Consider the following 18,702-nt stretch of genomic DNA (forward strand, 5'->3'; position numbering starts at 1 on the left):
CAATCCTCCTATTTTTAATTTTCTGTTTTTTAGAGAAAGAAAAAGACAAGTAGCCAATCTGACTACTTGTCTTTTTGTTAAATCATACTCAATAATATTAAGCTTGGAATGCTTCTGTTAATACTGGTACGATTTGTTTTTTACGAGATACTACACCTTTTAATGTAGCAGTATTGTTTTCTAGAGATACGTTGTATGCTTTCTCAACAACGTTTGCTGCTTTACCGATCGCAAGTCCGACAGAATCGTTAGTTAAGATATCAGTTACAACGAATAAGAATAGGTCTAAACCTTTTTCTTCTACTACTGCAGAGATAACTTTTTCAAGTTCAGCTTGGTGTACAAGAACGTCATTTGTATCAACAGCGTTTACTTGTGCGATTTCAACTTTCGCATTACCCATTTGGAATTCTTTAGCGTCAAGAGAGATTAATTGCTCCATTGTTTTTCCGCTTAAGTCAGCACCAGCTTTTAACATTTCTAAGCCGTATTTGTCAGCATCTACACCAGCGATTTCCGCTAATTCACGAGCTGCTGCTACGTCTTGCTCTGTGCAAGTTGGAGATTTGAATAGTAAAGAATCTGAAATGATTGCAGATAACATTAAACCTGCAACTTCTTTACGAATTGTAACACCGTTTTCTTTGTACATTTTGTTTAAGATTGTAGCTGTACAACCAACTGGCTCACAACGGTAGTAAATAGGATCGCTTGTTTCAAAGTTAGCAATACGGTGATGATCAATAACTTCTAACACACGAACAGATTCGATATCGTTAGCACTTTGTTGACGCTCGTTATGGTCTACTAAAATAACGTTGTCCACTTCGTTTGCAACTGTCTCAACAAAACGCGGTCCTTCTACTTTAAAATAGTCTAACGCAAATTGAGTTTCACCGCTGATTTCGCCTAAACGTACAGGCTCAGCATTCATTCCTAATTCTTTTTTCAATTCTGCATAAGCAATTGCAGAACAAATTGCATCTGTATCTGGGTTTTTATGCCCGAAAACTAGTACTTTTTCCATGTTTTCCACCTCTTCATGAAAAGGATATCTTAAAGAAGCAAATATGACAATATTTAAAGCATAATTTTTTATAAATAATTGCACTTTCTTCTATATTTTTCATCGTTTTTCGTAAAAAAGATCATCTAAAATGAATTAGATGATCGAAATGTATACTTTATTTAAAATAAAGTAGGAACTTGTGCTACATGATTTAGCACGTTATTTGATGGTAAACCGTTATTTACAAGGTTAACATCTATAACTTGATAAAATGCATTTCCAGTATCCGCTATTTCCCACACAGCTAAAATAAGGTGATATCCATTTCTATCAGTAGGCACATTTGCTTCATGTGTTACGGAAGTTCCAGGTCTAGCTCCTCCATCATTTTTCACATAGAAAGGCACTAAATCTAAATCAGACCTCGTTAAAGGCTTGTTTGGATTCCAATCTTTTTTCGTAATATAATATTTCCACTCTTTCGTACTATGAGGTGCGGTTAGTTTCCACTTAAATGTATTCGTCCCGCCGTTTAACGTAACTTTTTTCCACCTATCAACTGTTTGAACGTCTAAAGCAGGGAAATGGCCAGCTCCTGCGATTTGACCATCAGAAGGTCCTAATTGCGGGAATCCACCTATTCCTTCTACACTTTGCGGCTCATATTGAATCGGACCGCAGTTTACATTTACCCCTTGCTTACATAAATAAGAACGGCTCGCTGGTGATTCTACGTATCCATGAGCTGAAGCTTTTTCTGAAAAACCGAAAGTTAACAATCCTGTAAGTAATATCCCACCACTTAATATAACTTTCTTTACCTTCTGTAAACCTTTCGTTTTCATCTCGTCATCCCCTTTCCCATAATAAAGCGAAAATAACTATAGTTGCCTAGTCATCTTCTCTACATCCATTATAAGTCGAGGAACATTACGAAAAGAACCCTCTAAAAACTTTCTCAAATTCAATTAGCACATTAATTAAATTCAAATAACACCGCTAGAGAAATATAGACGGTGTTAAAAATCAAACTTTATTATTTTAAGCATGACAGCATTTTAATCATCACTTATAAAAATTTATAATAAATAACTGTGGCATCTAAATTACCATTTGGAGAAATTGCGTATTCTGGTATTTTTCCAGCTTCTTGATAATCTAATGATTTATACAATTTATTCGAAGGATCTCCTTCTCTAGTATCTAGCACTAAAAGAGTCCTGTTTTCTTGCTTCGCTCGTTCCTCTGCTTTGCGCATAAGTGAACGTCCAATGCCATTACGTCTAAAGTTTGGATGAGTCATTAACTTACAAATTTCAGCTCTATGAATCCCATTAGGCTTTGCAACTAAATGTAATTGAATACTCCCTGCCACTTCATTATTTATTTTAGCAACATATAAGATCACTTCTGGTGCTAAAACAGTTTCCCAATATTTCGCTGATTCTTTTTGATCCAGTGGAGGTAAAAAACCAATTGATGCCCCATCATTTACAACCGTTTTCAAAAGTTCAGAAAGCTCTTCCATATCATCATTTATTTTCTTAATCTCTTCAATTACTAAATTTTGCATTACTAATCCCCCTTTTGTTTCATTGTATCAATTTTTAAAGCAGGAATAATGATATACTAAGATGAAATTCTTTAAAACATGATTTTTTAGGGAAAGGATAACGATATGAAATATATAGTAGATAGAACATATGCAAAAGAATTACTCGAATGGGCATATGAACAAAACCCCGGTCCTTGGTTTGAACATTCAATAAATGTTGCTCAGGCAACTGAAAACATAATTATAGAACTTATTAAAAATGGGTATAACCTAGATGCTGATATAGCATATAATGCTGCCCTTTTGCATGATATCGGAAGATACAAAGGTTTTACCAAATCGGTCATTCATTCCTATGATGGTTATATGTATATGAATGATTTAGGGTATACAGGAAACGCTGTTATTTGTGTTACACACTCATTCCCCTGCAAAAATGAACATATAGATATCGCAGCGGAGTGGAGTCTCGTTCCTGACCATATGAGAATCCAATTAGTTGAAATATTGAATGAACATTGTAACTACGATTTATACAATAAAGTAATTACTCTTTGTGATGCTCTTGCTGACGCGGATGGTTTTACTACGCTGGAAAGAAGATTGATTTCCGTTGGTTTACGTCACGGTACAACGTCTCATACATCATTACATTGGAAAGGGTTTTATGCAATTAAGAAAGAATTAGAAGCTTTAATCAGTAAAAGCATATACACAGTTCTTCCTGATGTAGAGAATTCGATTTATGAAGAAATAAAATATTAAAATGAATACAAATGTAATTTCACATAAAAAACGTTTTAAACATAAAGTTTAAAACGTTTTTTCTATTCAATGCTTTTGATTTTTCAGTTCACTTAAACACTCTTGCACTAAAGTTACCGCTTGACTCATTGCAGCTCCACCAGCAAATGCTGCTGATACACCACATGCTTCCAGAATTTCTTTATCTGAACACCCTTGATCCAGACACCCTTTTGTATGATAAACGGTACAATATTCATCTTGCGTTGCTAGACTAATTCCTAATGCAATAAGTTGTTTTTCCCTTTTTGTTAAAGAACCCTCTTGAAAACAAGCTTGCGTGAATGCATTATATGTTTCAGCAATTTCAGGAATTTGGTTTGTAAAACTACCGATACCTTCTTTATAATGATGTAGAACGTCATTTACTGAACTATGTTGTTCGTGCGCCATTTTATTATTACCTCCATTCCAATTATATGTACCTATTGTAGTATGTGATGAAAAGAAGGCAATATACGCCACCCAAAAAGAATGAATATTCAGTTTATTATAACTACAGTTTCAGACTATCATCCACTACCGCTTGTTCTTTAGAGTTTTTTCTTGCAACCTCTTTACTTCTTTCCTCCCAAAATGTTAAACCTTCAATTCCTACATTTTTAGGATCAAATACTGGATCTTTCCCTTCTTTTTTCTGCGCTTCATAATCTTTTAACACTTTTAATGCGATTTTACTTAATAGTAGAATCGCAATTAAGTTTAACCATGCCATACTACCAATTCCTAAATCCCCAAGATTCCATAAAAGCGACGCTGATTCTATGCTACCGATGTAAACCATAATTAAAAATCCAATTTTCAAAACTGGTTTTAACCAGCTATGTTTAAGCTCACGATCTAAATAAGTAAGTGTCGTTTCAGCGATATAGTAGTATGCGAGTAATGTTGTAAATGCGAAGAAGAAAATTGCGATTGAAATGAATAATGGACCAAACCCTGTCATAACAGTTTCAACTGCTTGTTGTGTATAAATTGGACCTGCATCAACATTCCCTATATTCTTTACGATAGCGCTTTTCCCCTCAGGTATAACATTATACATACCTGTTATTAAGATCATAAGAGCTGTCGCTGTACATACGACAATTGTATCAATGTATACAGAAAATGCTTGAACTAACCCTTGTTTTGCTGGATGAGATACTTCAGCCGCGGCCGAACTATACGTCGCTTCTCCAACGCCAGCTACATTTGAAAATACAGCGCGCTTTACGCCCCACGCGATTGCTGCACCGACGATTCCACCAAACATTTCATTCACACCAAAAGCACTTGAGAAAATTAAAGCGAACATACTTGGGATTTCTGTTGCATTTGCAATTAATACGATACATGTAACAATTACATAACCAATTGCCATAAATGGAACGAGCATTTGAGAAACGCCAGCAATTCTCTTTACGCCACCAAAAATAATTGCTGCTAATAATATGACTAACAATATACCAGTTATATATTTGCTAATACCATTAGAGTTTTCGAATCCAACTGCGATACTACTAGATTGAATTCCTGGTAATAAAACGCCATATGAAATTGTTACAACGACCGCTACAATAACTGCAAACCATTTCATGTTTAAGCCTTTTTCAATGAAATACGGTGTACCACCGCGATATTCATTTCCAACTTTACTTTTATATATTTGAGATAATGTTGATTCGACAAAGGCACTAGCTGCTCCTAAAAGAGCCATTATCCACATCCAAAATACAGCTCCAGGTCCGCCAAAAGCGATAGCTGTTGCGACCCCTGCAATATTACCTATTCCAACCCTACCTGATAAGGCTAAACAAAATGCTTGAAAGGATGATATTCCCGTTTCTGAGCTCTTCCCTTCAAATAATAGTTTAATCATCTCTTTAAAATAACGAATTTGAAGAAAACGAGTTGCAATTGTAAAATACACACCTGCTCCTAATGCGAAAACAACTAAACCAATACTCCACACTTGCCCTACTAACCACTCTACTAATTGCTCCATCCAAATCCCCCTTATCATTCTTTAGAAAACTATTTTATATATAAGAAAACGGACAACTATTATTAAAAATTCCAGTTGTCCGTCTATCTCATTATTTCATCTCTCTATTACTTTATATTTACCCAAACACTTTTCACTTCTGTGTAATTATCAAGCGCATATGAACCTAACTCACGGCCGATACCAGATTGTTTAAATCCACCAAATGGTGCCGCTGCATTTTCTAAGTTATAATCATTAATCCATACCGTTCCTGCCTTTAATTTATTGGCAACTTGATGTCCTGTTTTAATATTTTGTGTCCATACGCCTGCAGCGAGTCCGTAAGAAGAGCGATTTGCTCTTTCGATTACTTCTTCCGTTGAATCAAATGGAAGTACAACGACAACTGGACCGAAGATTTCTTCCTTAACTATCGTCATATCGTCAGTAACATCTATGAATACTGTTGGCTGTACAAAATAACCTTTTTCAAATGCACGTTCACCACCAGCAGCAATAGTAGCGCCTTCAGCTTTTCCTTGTTCAATGTAATGTAGCACACGCTCTTGTTGCTTTTTAGATACGAGTGGACCCATTTCCGCGTCCTTCTCCATACCTGCTCCAAGTTTCACGTTATTCGCCATTTTTACTAGTTCATTTACGACTGTTTCGTAATGTTTTCGGTGAACGAACACGCGAGATCCAGCACTACAATTTTGGCCGTGATTATACATAATACCTTGGAATGCACCGTTAATCGCTTCTTCTAAATCAGCATCTTCTAAAATGATATTTGGTGATTTACCACCAAGTTCTAACGTTACATGTTTAATTGTTTCTGCAGATTGACGCATAATATATTTTCCTGTAACTGTTGAACCTGTGAAGGCTACCTTATCAATATCATGATGGTTTACAATTGCAGCTCCCGCTTCAGGGCCGAAACCTGGCACAAAGTTTACAACACCATCTGGAAAACCTGCTTCTTTAAAAAGTTTCGCTGCATATAATAAGGATAAAGGAGTTTGCTCTGCTGGTTTTAATACGATCGTACAACCTGTTGCTAGTGCAGCTCCCATTTTCCAAGAAGACATAACGAGAGGAAAATTCCAAGGAATAATTTGTCCTACAACGCCAACAGGTTCATGGCGTGTGTAATTTAAATAATCTTTTGAAATCGGAATTGTTTGTCCGATAATTTTCGTAGCCCACCCCGCATAATAGCGGTAATTTTCTACAGTCGCTGCAATATCATCATCCAGTGCTACTTGATATGGTTTCCCGTTATCTAAAGCTTCTAACTGCGCCAATTCTTCTCCATGCTCTTCAATTAAGTCTGCTAATTTATAAATAAGATGTGCTCTTTCAGCAGTAGTCATTTCTGCCCAAGGTCCTGATTCAAATGCAGATCTTGCCGCTTTTACTGCGACATCAATATCTTCTTCTTGTGCTTCGCATACGACAGCTAAAACATCTTCAGTTGCTGGATTGTATGTCTCAAATGTCTTTCCACTAATTGAAGGAACAAATTCACCATTAATAAACATTTTAATTTCTTCATTTAAAAACGCTTTCACTTTTGGTCTTAGTTCAATGTTTTTCGTTAACATATATGCTTTCCTCCTTATTTAAACAGCTGCATGAGCTGCAATTTTTGAAATAATCATTTGAAGCTTTTGATCCTCTTCTTCAGTTAATCTGAGTCTCGGATAGCGAGAAGGCCCCCCAGCTTGCCCGTGTAATTCCATTGAGCGTTTCACGATTTGTACATATTTTCCGGACCCTTCAAGAAACTCACAAAGAGGTAAAATCGCATCGTTTATTTCCCAAGCTTTTTCTAATTCACCATTTTGGAAATGCTCATACATTTTCGTAACAAGTCCCGGTACGATATTTCCTGCTACTGAAACCCAGCCCGTCGCACCAACTAAATAAGATTCCATAACTAAATCTTCAGATCCACAGAATACTTGAAAAGCACCTTCGCCTTGTCTTACTAAATCTCTCGCTTTTCGAATATCTCCGCTAGATTCTTTAATATGTGTAACATTTTCACAGTCTTTTCCAATACGTAGCATGAGTTCTGTACTCATATCAACACCAGATGTAAACGGGTTATTGTATAACATAATTGGAATATTTACAGCGTTTGAGATTTCTTTAAAATGAAAATATATTTCCTCTTCTTTCGGTTTACAATAATACGAATTTATAATTAATGCACAATCCGCTCCATGCGCTTCTGCATGTTTCGTATATTCAATCGTCTCTTTCGTCGTCTCCGCAGCAGTTCCAACAATAACTGGTATACGACCATCAACTTCTTTTAATACTGTTTCTACCATTTTAAATCGCTCTTCTTTTGATAAACTAACAAACTCTCCTGTACTTCCATTAATAATAATGCCAGCCACTTTTTGCTCAATAAAGTAGTTTACGTTTTGTTTTACACCGTTCCAATTAATCTCTTGAAACTCATCCATAGGTGTGATTAATACTGGAAATGCCCCTTTAATTTTTTTCATATTTACCTCTCCCTTTACCACATGTTATTTTAATAAAAATCCTGTCGGAAACGGATCTGTAGGATCTAATAGAAACGTCTGCATCCCTGTAATAAATCCTCTACTTTCAAAACGGAAAATGTAACCCGTTTCCTCCTTCTTCACTTTTTCAACAGTTATAAAGCTATTACATATACTTTCATTTATAAAAGGTTTATCCACTATATAATTATTTTTAAATAACGCGTGAACATAAGACACAATAGTAGAGACAAACCCCGGCGAACGTACGATAAAGTTATCTTCATGAAATGTAATTGACTTTATATGGTTCTTCTCTTTATGCGAAGAATCTACTAAAATAAGCCTTTTTATTAACGACTGTTTTTGTATAGCTTGTAGTGTACTTTCTCCCCATTTTTTCAATTCAGAAATGTTTTCAATACAAATTTCTGGTGAATATGCACCTTTTTCTACAACTGCGTATACTTTATCTGCCTGTATGAGAGAGTAACTTATATTTTCAACTTGTAAATTTTTCTCAATCATATAACATAGTTTACTTTCAAACGAAACAGATACAACTTCATCATTCTCTACATACGCAAGGACTGAAAATATGCCAGATAACGTTTCGATTTTGTATTGATTCGTCTCTCTTTTTTTTAAATACCCGCTTTCTAGTAACATCGTTATGACTGCGACAATACCTCCGTAATGAAGAGGGATTGACCCTTCATGATTAAAAAATAATACAGCTGCATCAACTTCCGTGTGAATAGAAGGAACGACGATACATCCATTTAAACCGATAAAACCACGCGGTTCATTTAATAAAAGCTGCATTTCTTCTGCTAATTCACCTGAAAATTGTTCGTTTAATTGTTCTAAATTGTAGTAGTACTTGCATGGTACATCTTTTATTACACGGAATGCCTCGCCATTTACGTGTACGTCTACTGCTGTATACATTTTTTGAATGTTCATTTTACATCCTCCGTTTCATGTTCCATCGGCGGAATTAGCAAAAAGCCTTCTTTCAGTGGATCCTTTTCATTGTAAAAAAATTTATGCATCCCCATAAGCCAAGCTGAACCTGTAATTTTCGTTACGACAGCTTCCATATTTTCAACATTTGTCGTATTTATGACACACCCTTTAAATAAAGAGCCAACGATACTCTCGTGAACAAACTCTTCATCAATCTTAATTTTTTGGTTAGCATATAATACCGCTAACTTCGCTGATGTTCCTGTACCACATGGAGAACGATCAATTCCTCCAGGCGGAACGACAACTGTATTTTTCACATGCGCACTTTCATGTGTAGGATCTGTATAAAACTCCACATGGGTTAATCCTCTAATAAACGAATGCTCTGGATGAATGATTTCAAATTTCTCATTAATGATATTTCTTATATGAATTGCCTTATCTATGATTGTAGATGCGTTTTCTGGTACTAACTCTAACCCTACTGATTTCGCATCGATAATGGCATAAAAATTCCCTCCATACGCAATATCTGCCTCTACTGTTCCAATGTCTTCGACGTCTACAGTAATGTGTTTCAGTAAAAAAGCTGGTATGTTACAAAAGGAGACTTCTTTCGCTTTTCCATCTTGAACAAAGATATCCACTTCAACTAACCCAGCTGGCGTGTCTAACTTTAACGAAGTAATCGGTTCAACTACCGGAATTAAACCTGATTCAATTAAAGCTGTACATACGCCAATTGTATCGTGACCACACATCGGTAAATATCCACCTGTCTCTATGTAAATAACACCAATATCTGCTTCAGGATGACATGGATCTGTTAATAGTGCTCCTGACATTACATCATGACCACGCGGTTCATTCATTAACAATTTGCGAATCCAGTCATACTCCTTTTTCATATGTAACATTTTCTCTGCCATCGTCTCGCCTATTAACTTAGGCAGGCCGCTAATCAATGTTCTCGTTGGATTCCCACCCGTATGTGTATCAATCGTCGTAAAGACTCTTTGTGACCTCATCCATTTAACACCCTTTCTGTAAAACGACTCAAACGAAGTGATTCAATAGGAATGATTGTTTCTTTTTCGTTTAATAGCTCTTCAATCACTTTTCCTGTAACTGCGGCAAGACTAATGCCATCCCCCTCATGCCCTGCTGCAATAAAGTAATTCGGGATATGTTCCACACGTGAAATAATCGGCAAATGATCTTCTGTCCACGGGCGTAACCCAGCATATGAACGAATCACCATCATATCCGCCATTTTCGGATAAAAACGAATTGCTCTGTTCGCAATACATTTAATTACCTCATTATTTATCCTCGTATGAAATCCTACAAACTCTCTACTACTACCAATTAAAAAATTTTGGCTTTCTGTCGGCTCAAATACAAGAGCTACCCCATATTTTTCAGTTAAAGCATCCACTTTTCGTTTCCCGCCAAATTTAGAAATTAAATAACCAAATTCCATTACTTTACGGCAACCAACGTGTTGTTGCCTTGATGCTACAATAATATGCCCCTTTCTCGGTTCAATTGGGATATTTACATCAAGCATTTGTCCGATTTTCGGAGCCCACACACCGGCTGCGTTTACTACTTGCTTCGCAGTAAACGTCCCATTTGTCGTTTCTATAATAAAGGAACCGTCTATATCTCTTTTCATTTCTTTTACTTCCGTATGATTAAATGCTTTCGTACCAAATTTCTTCGATTCTGCAAGAAGTGAAAAAGCGAGAAGATATGGATTTACAGTCGAATCCGTTGCGCATTCTAACCCGCCTAATAAATCATCTGCAAAGAATGGCGATTCCGCTCTTATATCTTGCCTATCAAGCATTCGAAACGGTAAACCCGCTTCTTTTTGACGATTCACCCATTGCTGCGCTGCTTCCATCTCTTCGTCCGACTCACATACGAGAATACTTCCTGGCGCCCTATATTCAAATGAGTGCTCTAACTCTTCACTTAAATCAGTTACTAATTTTTGACTTACTAACGACATTTGACTATCAAACCCTGGGTCTTTATCAATAGCCAAAATATTTCCGTCACACCGTGAAGACGTCCCACTGACAAATTCTCCTTTTTCAATGATTGTTACGTCTCTTCCGTATTTTGAAGTGTAATAAGCGATCGAGCAGCCAATAATACCACCGCCAATTATTAAAACGTCGCAGTGCCTCACAAAATACTCCTCCTTCCCCTAAACCTCTCACTTTCTTTTATGCAATTGACGTGCCAACTGTACATATATACAATTTTTACAAACAATATTTTTATTTGTAAAAATATTTTGAATTTATCATAAATAGGTGTATTATTTTTTTATCACTGTCAAAATTTTTATACATAATAGGAGGACATTATGACATTCTCATTTCCCACAATAAAAGAATTTCTAAAAACATTATCTATTGATCATACATATAGCATTCAACACATTGAACAAGTTGACGAAAAATTTTATTACCGACCTTCTACTACAGAAGAATATACTTGTGCAGTTATATATGAAGATGACTCGTTCACCGCTTTAATTGACGGGTTTTCCAATGAACTAGCCGGTATCATAATGAACCGAAATAAAGAGCCTATATGCTGTATAACGGCACAGCAAATCATTCCGTTTCTTGTTAAGTCTTACTATGAACTACAATCTTTCTATAACACCGTAATACAAACAACTGATTCTTCCGTTACAGTCATCGATGATAAAGAATGTGTTCGTACTTGGACAGATGGCGCCGAAAAAATTTTTTCAGTCAGTCATAATGAAATTATTGGACAACCTATCACTCGCTTTTTTGACTATAAAGATTTGGAAATTTTACAATCATTACATGACGGAAAAAGCATAATTGCTCAGTTCCATCAGCCCCGTCCAGATCTGTTCGTATTAATTAATTCAAACCCAGTGTATTGTAACGATGAAATTATTGGAGCCGTCGTTTCAGAAACTGATGTTACGAATCAAGTTGCTTTAAATGAAAAACTATTTAATATGTCACATGAAATGCACCGTTTAGAACAAGAGGTCGCAAAGTATAAAGATGAATCAGACCCTTTCCTTGCGATGAATGGAAAGAGCCCTGTTATACAAAGAACGATACAATTAGCTAGAAAAGTTTGTTCGGTGAAATCAACTGTTTTAATACTCGGCGAAAGTGGTGTTGGAAAAGAAGTATTTGCGAAAGCGATTCATGATGCAAGTGAAGCAGCTAAAGCTCCGTTCATTTCAATTAACTGCGGCGCCATTCCAGAAGCATTATTTGAAAGTGAATTATTCGGCTATGAGCGCGGGGCATTTTCTGGTGCAAATAGTAAAGGTAAGAAAGGTAAAATAGAGCTCGCACAAGGTGGCACATTATTTCTTGATGAAATAGGAGAAATGCCGCTCGATATGCAAGTAAAGCTTTTGCGTGTACTACAAGAAAGAAAATATTACCGAGTTGGTGGAGAAAAAGAAATAAAGATTGATTTCCGTATTATCGCTGCTACAAATCGTGATTTACAAGAAGAAATGAGAAAAGGCACGTTCCGAGAAGATTTATACTATCGCCTAAATGTAGTTAGTTTGCATATTCCACCGCTACGCGAAAGACGTGAGGATATTATTGAATTAACTTATTCTTTCTTAAACCATTTTTCAATCAACTATAACAGACCAATTCGTGACTTACCTTCCAGCATTATGCATGAACTGCTTCATTACAATTGGCCAGGTAATATTCGCGAGCTTCGTAACGTTGTTGAAAGACTTGTCGTATTTGCGACTGACGGCATTATAAAACAAGAGTATTTACCATTTCATACAACTGAAACGTTAGAGAATCATACGGCTCATTCCCTATTACTCAGCAACAATAATACGATTCTCTCTTTGCAAGAAGAGATGGATGAACATGAGAAGAAAGTCATTGAGAGGGCTTTACGCATTTTGAATGGGAATAAATTAGAATGCGCAAAACAGCTCGGTGTTACGAGGGCTACCTTATATAACCGTTTAAAAAAACTTGGGTTACAATAACCGTTTCCCTCCTCTATATTGGCATAGTTTTTGCATAATAATTTGTGCAAACCGAACTAGAGGAGGAATACATATGACGAATAAAGATCATGTAATTGTTTGTCGATGTGAAGAAGTTACATACGGTCAACTTCAATCGACAATTGCTGAATATAATTGCTCGGCAAGAGAATTAAAACTAAGAACACGTGCTGGTATGGGATTTTGCGGTGGCCGCACATGTAGAATGATGATAGATCGAATGATTGAAAGTGCAAATCCTGACGTAACTACTAATGAAATTCCATTAAAATATCAACCACCAGTGCGTGCAGTTACCTTTGGAGCGGTAGGTGAAAATAAATGAATAGAATTACCCATCACCCTGTTTTAGGGAGTTTAAATAGTAGTAAACGTATCACTTTCCAATTTAACGGTCAACAATATGAGGCATATGAACATGAAACGATTGCGGCCGCTTTACTTGCAAACGGAATAAGAACTTTAAGAGTGCATGAAGACAGCGGGACGCCGCGAGGTATTTACTGTAATATCGGACATTGTTCTGAGTGCCGCGTCACAGTAAATAATCAAACGAACGTACGAGCATGCTTAACTGTTGTAGAAAAAGATATGCTTGTTGATAGCGGCAAACAACATCCAAATATCGTGAGAGAGATGGTGAAAAAACGATGAACGATGTCATTATTATCGGTGCTGGACCAGCAGGTTTATCAGCCTCCATCTCTTGCGCTCGATTTGGTTTCAATGTACTTGTTATTGATGAATTTATGAAGCCTGGCGGAAGGTTGCTCGGTCAATTACATCAAGAACCTACTGGAGAATGGTGGAACGGCATAGAAGAATCAAAACGCCTTCACGAAGAAGCAAAATCACTTTCAGTTGATATTCGATGTGGTATTTCCGTCTATAATTTAGATAAAGATGAAAGCACTTGGTTCGTACATACGAATATCGGTACGTTAGAAGCACCGTTCGTTCTACTTGCTACTGGCGCTGCTGAATACTCCATTCCCCTTCCTGGTTGGACACTTCCAGGAGTTATGTCAATCGGGGCAGCCCAAGTAATGACAAATGTACACCGCGTTCAAGTTGGGAAAAAAGGAGTAATTATTGGTGCTAACATTTTGTCATTCGCTATTTTAAATGAATTACAATTAGCGGGAATTAAAGTGGAACATATCGTGCTTCCTGAAAAAAATGAATTAAGTCAAAAGGCTGGTGAACCAGAAGAAGTATTAAATTCTCTCTTACATGCTGCTCATCTTGCCCCGTCACCTTTATTACGTATAGGTAGTCGATTGATGAAATATAATTGGGCGAAACAAGCTGGATTAAACTTCTATCCAAATAAAGGTATGAACATAAACGGCACACCTCTTCACCTTCGAAAAGCAGCTCTTGAAATTATCGGAACAGATCAAGTTGAAGGTGTACGGGTTGCTAATATTGATACGAAAGGAAATATAGTAACTGGATCGGAACAAATATATGAGGCAGACTTCGTTTGTATTGCCGGCGGCTTATATCCTCTTGCTGAGCTGGCCGCTGTAGCTGGTTGTCCGTTCCGTTACATTCCGGAATTAGGCGGTCATGTTCCTCTCCATTCCGAAACAATGGAAACCCCTCTTCCCGGTTTATTTGTAGCTGGCAATATAATTGGCATTGAAAGTGGGAAAATTGCAATGGCACAAGGGACTGTTGCTGGATATTCAATTGTAAAACAAGCAAATAAAAAATCTCATTCGGTTGAACAACACTTACAACAAGCGATCCAACATGTACATGCCGTACGTCAACAAGCTGCTATACAATTTAACCCGAACATTGATGTTGGTAGACGAAAAATGAATGAAATTTGGCGTGATTATTACCTTGCATATGCACATACTAAAAAGAGCTGTTGAGAGTAATCTCAACAGCTCTTTTTCCTACTCATCTGAGTTATTAAATTTCGCTAATGCGTAAATGCCTTCTTCATCATCTAATTCAAGTTGTAATCTTGCCGCAAATGAATTGACATTATATTCTCTGTCCAGTAATAAGCGTAGTGCTTCGATTAAGTTCGCTTGAATTAAAATTTGCTGGCGACCATTTACCTCTACTTCAGCAGAGAAACCGTAGTCATCGTCGTACATGAGTTCAACTAAAACTTCTTCTGGGCCAACTTGTCTTTTTTCAGCAATATATATGCAAAGCGCATTTATTAATTCTTGTTCAGAAATTTTTATTGTTTCCATGCTACTTCATCTTCCTTTTTCTTACGTTGATCTTTGAAGTATTTAAATGCACGAACTGCTAACATTACGATACCAGCCATTACTAACATATTTACCATAAACGCTAATACAGAACCAAGAGCTCCCATATTTGCAAATAAGCTACCCATTAGTAAACCACCGAGACCACCTAGTAATAAACCTTTCATAAAGCTTCCTTTATTACTTTTTGGTGCTGTATTTGTTGCTTTTGTTTTTGAATCTGGAGTCGTTTTTTGAGAATTTACATTTGAATCTTTTTTGTTTAAATCAACTTTTGATTTTTGACCTGAACTTGGTGTAAATGATTTTTTACCAGATTTGTAACTTTTCGCTGCTGCGTGGTCTACAAACATAAAGCTACTAGCACCAAAGATAACCATGAATGCTGTCATGACTGCTACAAGTTTTTTCAACATATTATATCCATTCTCCTTTTATATAGATATATGTGAAATCTACCTTTCTAGTAAATTCAGAATGATAGATTTGTTTTTAAAAACATTTTAAAGGTTCTTATGAACTTATTATATGAACTTTTGTCGAAATATGCAAGTATTATTTACTTCCGACAGTTTGGTGACAAAGGAAAAATTAAGCAAAACAGAATTGACTTTAAATGAAACAAAACATATTATAGGTTCATAAGAACTTTTTATTATTTTTGGAGGTGAAAAGATGGAAACATTTCATCTCACACGAAACGAAATGGCTACCCTTCTTCTATCATTAAGAGGATGGAATACGAAAAAGCCTCTCGGTATTTTACAAGAAGCATGGGCGAAGTCACATAAAAAAGATATTGAAAGCGGACAAAGCGTAACTGCTTTTATTACTACCGCACTTTCACCTATTTTTGAAAAACTAATTAAGATTGAAGATACGGACGTTGGTTTTTCATTAAATGAAATAGTTGCGCTTGGAAATCAAATTGAAAACACAAGTTTCTCAGTAACGGCCATGCAAAACTGGGTGAAACGAGATATAAAAGAAATGATTGGCTCTCCTCAAAAAGGAAAAAAATATTCAATTGAACAAGCAGCCTTACTATTCATTGTCGAAGATTTAAAAACAGCACTTGATTTTGAATCCATTCGTAAGCTATTACGCCTTATCGTAAATGACCCAGCCGATCGAAGTGATGACTTAATCAATCCTGTTCATTTATATGGAGCATACTCTTCCCTATTTGAAGAACTCAATCAAGGGAATTGCTTACAACTAAATGCAACAGATACAATCCATACAATTGAAAACATCGTAAAAGAAAGAGCTGATAAAATTGCAAGCAAGTTCGATCAGGTTAATAACGAACAACGTGAAGCAATTCGTAACGCCATTATTATCGCCACACTTTCTGTACATACCGCTTATGTACAAATGTTAGCGAAACGTTACGTAACAGCAACGTTATTTTTACAAAATTTAGATGTGAAACCGTAAAAAAACAAGCATCCCCCTATCTTATATGTAGAACTGGGAGATGCTTGTTTTTTATATCAATATAAGATGCAAAAATCGTTTACATATAAGTTTCATTTTTTATGTTTCATGTATTTTATTCACTCTCCCTAATTCACGCTATATTCAGAATTAAATGCACACGCTTTTTTCTTTCTATACTGTTTCCTCTTTCTTAACTCTACGCATTTCGTACACTTTCACTTCATTCTCCACATACAATTTTACTTTTTCAAATCCAGCTTTCTCATAACAACGAATCGCCCTCTTGTTATCTTCCCTAACTTGCAATAAAACTGCTTCTATATCAGGGTCTAAAAATGATTTATTAATAAAATACTTTGTAATCTCCGTCCCAAGCCCTTTTGAATATAACTTCGAAACGCCAATGAGAATAGAGTATTCCATCACATATGTATCATCATATTTCGTCTTTTTTAATCCGACCCTCCCTATTACTTCATCCTTCACTACTATTACATGATAACTTGCATAAGAACGCGAAAATTTTTCAGTCCAGTACTCACGAAGCTCTTCGATTGTATATCGCTTGAATGGTTTTATATCCGCTATGTTATGTAATTCTTCATCGTTATACCATTCTAATATAACTGGTAAATCATCCATTTCTAAAAGACGTTCTTTCCAAACCATATTTCCACCTCATCCATTTTAAATTGAATATGCATATTCTTTTTTAGGTAACCTTACTATCTCTCGAATAAAAAGGGATTTTTCTACAATGTCCTCTAACTGCTCCTCACTATAGACGTAAATACCACCTACATATGAACTGTACGCCTTTTTCTCAGTTATTATCGCTAAATTGTTGTTTTCCTTTTTAAAATCACCCTCTACTCCTTTTTGAAATGATAAACTTTTAGCACCTGAAAAATAAAGTTGAATTAACGCCACTAATTGTTTGTCCTCTGATTTTGCAAAGCACTGAATTTCATGTAAAATCATTTCATCTTGTAATGGAAGAAAGTCTTCTACTAATAAATCTTCTTTATAAAAGAAATTTTGTAATTCAGGAGTATAGAACTTAAGATTTTTTTCCATTACCTTTCGAAAAATGGATTGCAACAATATGTCCTTGTTGTTTAATACACGCCAACCTTTGAAATGCTTTTGTATCTATCAATTGAAGAATATATCTATCCTGAATAGATATTGGTCCATAAATCGGATCTGTAATATACATACATTCTCCTCCTATTTTTGTAAATTAAAGACCTATACAATTATACTTAATTTTCAGTCTATTATCATTAGTATATGAGAAATTTTTAATAACCTTTTCATTACCTCTTCAGGAAAACCGAGCTTACATACTTTACTTATAAGAGACATAAAAGAATTGAAATAGCAATCCTCTATACAAATAAGGTATAATCTACACATAGTGAATCTTTTATGTTATTAAGTATAAGGTTCACCTATTCAAAAATACATAAACTAGAAGGTGCAACAATGGTAAGTAGTTTTATTCATTCAGTATTAACGTTTTTTGAGGGATTAGGTTATTGGGGCATTATGCTTGGACTTATGATTGAGATTATCCCAAGTGAGATTGTCCTTGCTTATGCGGGATTCCTAGTATTCAATGGTAGTATCTCATTTGTGGGTGCAGTTGTATTCGGTACAATTGGCGGCGTTATTGCTCAAATCTTTATTTATTGGCTTGGACGATATGGTGGACGACCTATATTAGAACGATACGGAAAATATATTTTCATTCATAAAAAACATATTGATGCAGCTGAAGATTGGTTTAACCGTTACGGAACTGGTGTAATTTTCACTGCCCGCTTTATTCCAGTAGTGCGTCATGCGATTTCAATTCCTGCTGGCATTACAAAAATGCCATTATTACGTTTCACTACATTAACAGCACTTGCAATCATTCCTTGGTCTATCATTTTCATTTATTTAGGTGAAAAACTAGGTGAGAATTGGGAGAATATTAACGATGTTGCAGGACCGTATGTGAAATCGTTCGCAATAGGTGGCATCATACTTATTCTCTTATACTTCGTCATTAAAAAATGGACAAAAAAACGTAAAAAGCTTGCTTAAAATAATAAAAACCGCTAAAAATTCATTA

The 18,702-nt window shown here is 35.8% G+C and carries 21 protein-coding genes and 1 pseudogene; 7 read left to right on the forward strand and 15 right to left on the reverse strand.

Features of this window, described 5'->3' with window-relative positions:
* Positions 1-97 precede the first annotated feature (97 nt).
* The 3 genes from ppaC to MR070_RS09585 all read right to left on the reverse strand — a co-directional run bounded on the left by ppaC (position 98) and on the right by MR070_RS09585 (position 2,582).
* Positions 98-1,027: a manganese-dependent inorganic pyrophosphatase gene (gene ppaC, locus MR070_RS09575; protein ID WP_000416850.1), complete on the reverse strand. Its 930-nt coding sequence runs from the start codon at positions 1,025-1,027 to the stop codon at positions 98-100.
* A gap of 161 nt (positions 1,028-1,188) precedes the next feature.
* Positions 1,189-1,854 (reverse strand): lytic polysaccharide monooxygenase, encoded by a 666-nt coding sequence (locus MR070_RS09580; RefSeq protein WP_000850065.1) that lies wholly within the window; start codon positions 1,852-1,854, stop codon positions 1,189-1,191.
* A 224-nt stretch (positions 1,855-2,078) separates the two neighbouring features.
* Positions 2,079-2,582, reverse strand: a complete 504-nt coding sequence (locus MR070_RS09585; RefSeq protein WP_242261134.1) for a GNAT family N-acetyltransferase — start codon at positions 2,580-2,582, stop codon at positions 2,079-2,081.
* A 105-nt stretch (positions 2,583-2,687) separates the two neighbouring features.
* Between MR070_RS09585 and MR070_RS09590 the strand changes: the two genes are divergently transcribed.
* Positions 2,688-3,329 (forward strand): HD domain-containing protein, encoded by a 642-nt coding sequence (locus MR070_RS09590; protein WP_000875267.1) that lies wholly within the window; start codon positions 2,688-2,690, stop codon positions 3,327-3,329.
* Positions 3,330-3,395: 66 nt separating this feature from the next.
* On the opposite strand, the gene MR070_RS09595 is transcribed toward MR070_RS09590, so the two are convergent.
* The 7 genes from MR070_RS09595 to MR070_RS09625 form a co-directional block, all read right to left on the reverse strand.
* Positions 3,396-3,833 (reverse strand): carboxymuconolactone decarboxylase family protein, encoded by a 438-nt coding sequence (locus tag MR070_RS09595; RefSeq protein WP_179192338.1) that lies wholly within the window; start codon positions 3,831-3,833, stop codon positions 3,396-3,398.
* 31 nt (positions 3,834-3,864) lie between these two features.
* Positions 3,865-5,355: an alanine/glycine:cation symporter family protein gene (locus MR070_RS09600; RefSeq protein WP_242261135.1), complete on the reverse strand. Its 1,491-nt coding sequence runs from the start codon at positions 5,353-5,355 to the stop codon at positions 3,865-3,867.
* Positions 5,356-5,462: 107 nt separating this feature from the next.
* Complete coding sequence (locus tag MR070_RS09605) at positions 5,463-6,947, reverse strand: aldehyde dehydrogenase family protein (RefSeq protein WP_242261136.1); 1,485 nt, start codon at positions 6,945-6,947, stop codon at positions 5,463-5,465.
* Between the two features lie 18 nt (positions 6,948-6,965).
* Positions 6,966-7,862, reverse strand: a complete 897-nt coding sequence (dapA, locus tag MR070_RS09610) for a 4-hydroxy-tetrahydrodipicolinate synthase (protein ID WP_242261137.1) — start codon at positions 7,860-7,862, stop codon at positions 6,966-6,968.
* Between the two features lie 24 nt (positions 7,863-7,886).
* Entirely contained in the window at positions 7,887-8,828 is a 942-nt protein-coding gene (locus MR070_RS09615) for a proline racemase family protein (protein WP_242261138.1), read from the reverse strand.
* Positions 8,825-9,862: a proline racemase family protein gene (locus MR070_RS09620; protein ID WP_242261139.1), complete on the reverse strand. Its 1,038-nt coding sequence runs from the start codon at positions 9,860-9,862 to the stop codon at positions 8,825-8,827. Before MR070_RS09620 ends, MR070_RS09615 begins: the two co-directional genes overlap by 4 nt.
* A complete protein-coding gene (locus MR070_RS09625) occupies positions 9,859-11,034 on the reverse strand; it encodes an NAD(P)/FAD-dependent oxidoreductase (protein WP_242261140.1) in 1,176 nt (391 codons plus the stop codon). The genes MR070_RS09620 and MR070_RS09625 overlap by 4 nt, the downstream gene beginning before the upstream one ends.
* Positions 11,035-11,214: 180 nt before the next feature.
* On the opposite strand from MR070_RS09625, the gene MR070_RS09630 reads away from it, so the two are divergent.
* From MR070_RS09630 to MR070_RS09645, 4 genes are all read left to right on the forward strand, one after another.
* Positions 11,215-12,876: a sigma-54 interaction domain-containing protein gene (locus MR070_RS09630; RefSeq protein ID WP_242261141.1), complete on the forward strand. Its 1,662-nt coding sequence runs from the start codon at positions 11,215-11,217 to the stop codon at positions 12,874-12,876.
* Between the two features lie 73 nt (positions 12,877-12,949).
* Positions 12,950-13,222 (forward strand): (2Fe-2S)-binding protein, encoded by a 273-nt coding sequence (locus MR070_RS09635; RefSeq protein WP_098669746.1) that lies wholly within the window; start codon positions 12,950-12,952, stop codon positions 13,220-13,222.
* On the forward strand, positions 13,219-13,551 hold the full coding sequence (locus MR070_RS09640; protein WP_242261142.1) for a (2Fe-2S)-binding protein: 333 nt from the start codon (positions 13,219-13,221) through the stop codon (positions 13,549-13,551). Before MR070_RS09635 ends, MR070_RS09640 begins: the two co-directional genes overlap by 4 nt.
* Positions 13,548-14,783 (forward strand): NAD(P)/FAD-dependent oxidoreductase, encoded by a 1,236-nt coding sequence (locus tag MR070_RS09645; protein WP_242261143.1) that lies wholly within the window; start codon positions 13,548-13,550, stop codon positions 14,781-14,783. Before MR070_RS09640 ends, MR070_RS09645 begins: the two co-directional genes overlap by 4 nt.
* Before the next feature lie 24 nt (positions 14,784-14,807).
* On the opposite strand, the gene MR070_RS09650 is transcribed toward MR070_RS09645, so the two are convergent.
* Positions 14,808-15,116 (reverse strand): YxcD family protein, encoded by a 309-nt coding sequence (locus tag MR070_RS09650; protein WP_000447750.1) that lies wholly within the window; start codon positions 15,114-15,116, stop codon positions 14,808-14,810.
* A complete protein-coding gene (locus tag MR070_RS09655; RefSeq protein WP_139895343.1) occupies positions 15,104-15,553 on the reverse strand; it encodes a hypothetical protein in 450 nt (149 codons plus the stop codon). Before MR070_RS09655 ends, MR070_RS09650 begins: the two co-directional genes overlap by 13 nt.
* Before the next feature lie 259 nt (positions 15,554-15,812).
* Here MR070_RS09655 and MR070_RS09660 point away from each other — a divergent pair, with 259 nt between their 5' ends.
* Complete coding sequence (locus tag MR070_RS09660) at positions 15,813-16,577, forward strand: DUF1836 domain-containing protein (RefSeq protein WP_000447235.1); 765 nt, start codon at positions 15,813-15,815, stop codon at positions 16,575-16,577.
* A gap of 174 nt (positions 16,578-16,751) precedes the next feature.
* On the opposite strand, the gene MR070_RS09665 is transcribed toward MR070_RS09660, so the two are convergent.
* From MR070_RS09665 to MR070_RS09675, 3 genes and pseudogenes are all read right to left on the reverse strand, one after another.
* Positions 16,752-17,249, reverse strand: a complete 498-nt coding sequence (locus tag MR070_RS09665; RefSeq protein WP_242261144.1) for a GNAT family N-acetyltransferase — start codon at positions 17,247-17,249, stop codon at positions 16,752-16,754.
* Between the two features lie 18 nt (positions 17,250-17,267).
* Positions 17,268-17,693: pseudogene (locus MR070_RS09670) on the reverse strand (HD domain-containing protein); the annotation flags it as partial.
* Entirely contained in the window at positions 17,641-17,799 is a 159-nt protein-coding gene (locus MR070_RS09675) for a hypothetical protein (protein WP_164860971.1), read from the reverse strand. The pseudogene MR070_RS09670 and the gene MR070_RS09675, both read right to left, overlap by 53 nt.
* A 269-nt stretch (positions 17,800-18,068) precedes the next feature.
* On the opposite strand from MR070_RS09675, the gene uptA reads away from it, so the two are divergent.
* Entirely contained in the window at positions 18,069-18,674 is a 606-nt protein-coding gene (uptA, locus tag MR070_RS09680; protein ID WP_139895342.1) for an undecaprenyl phosphate transporter UptA, read from the forward strand.
* Positions 18,675-18,702 lie beyond the last annotated feature (28 nt).

Source organism: Bacillus cereus group sp. BfR-BA-01453 (genome assembly GCF_022662915.1).
In the GTDB taxonomy this organism is placed as follows: Bacteria; Bacillota; Bacilli; order Bacillales; family Bacillaceae_G; genus Bacillus_A; species Bacillus_A paranthracis.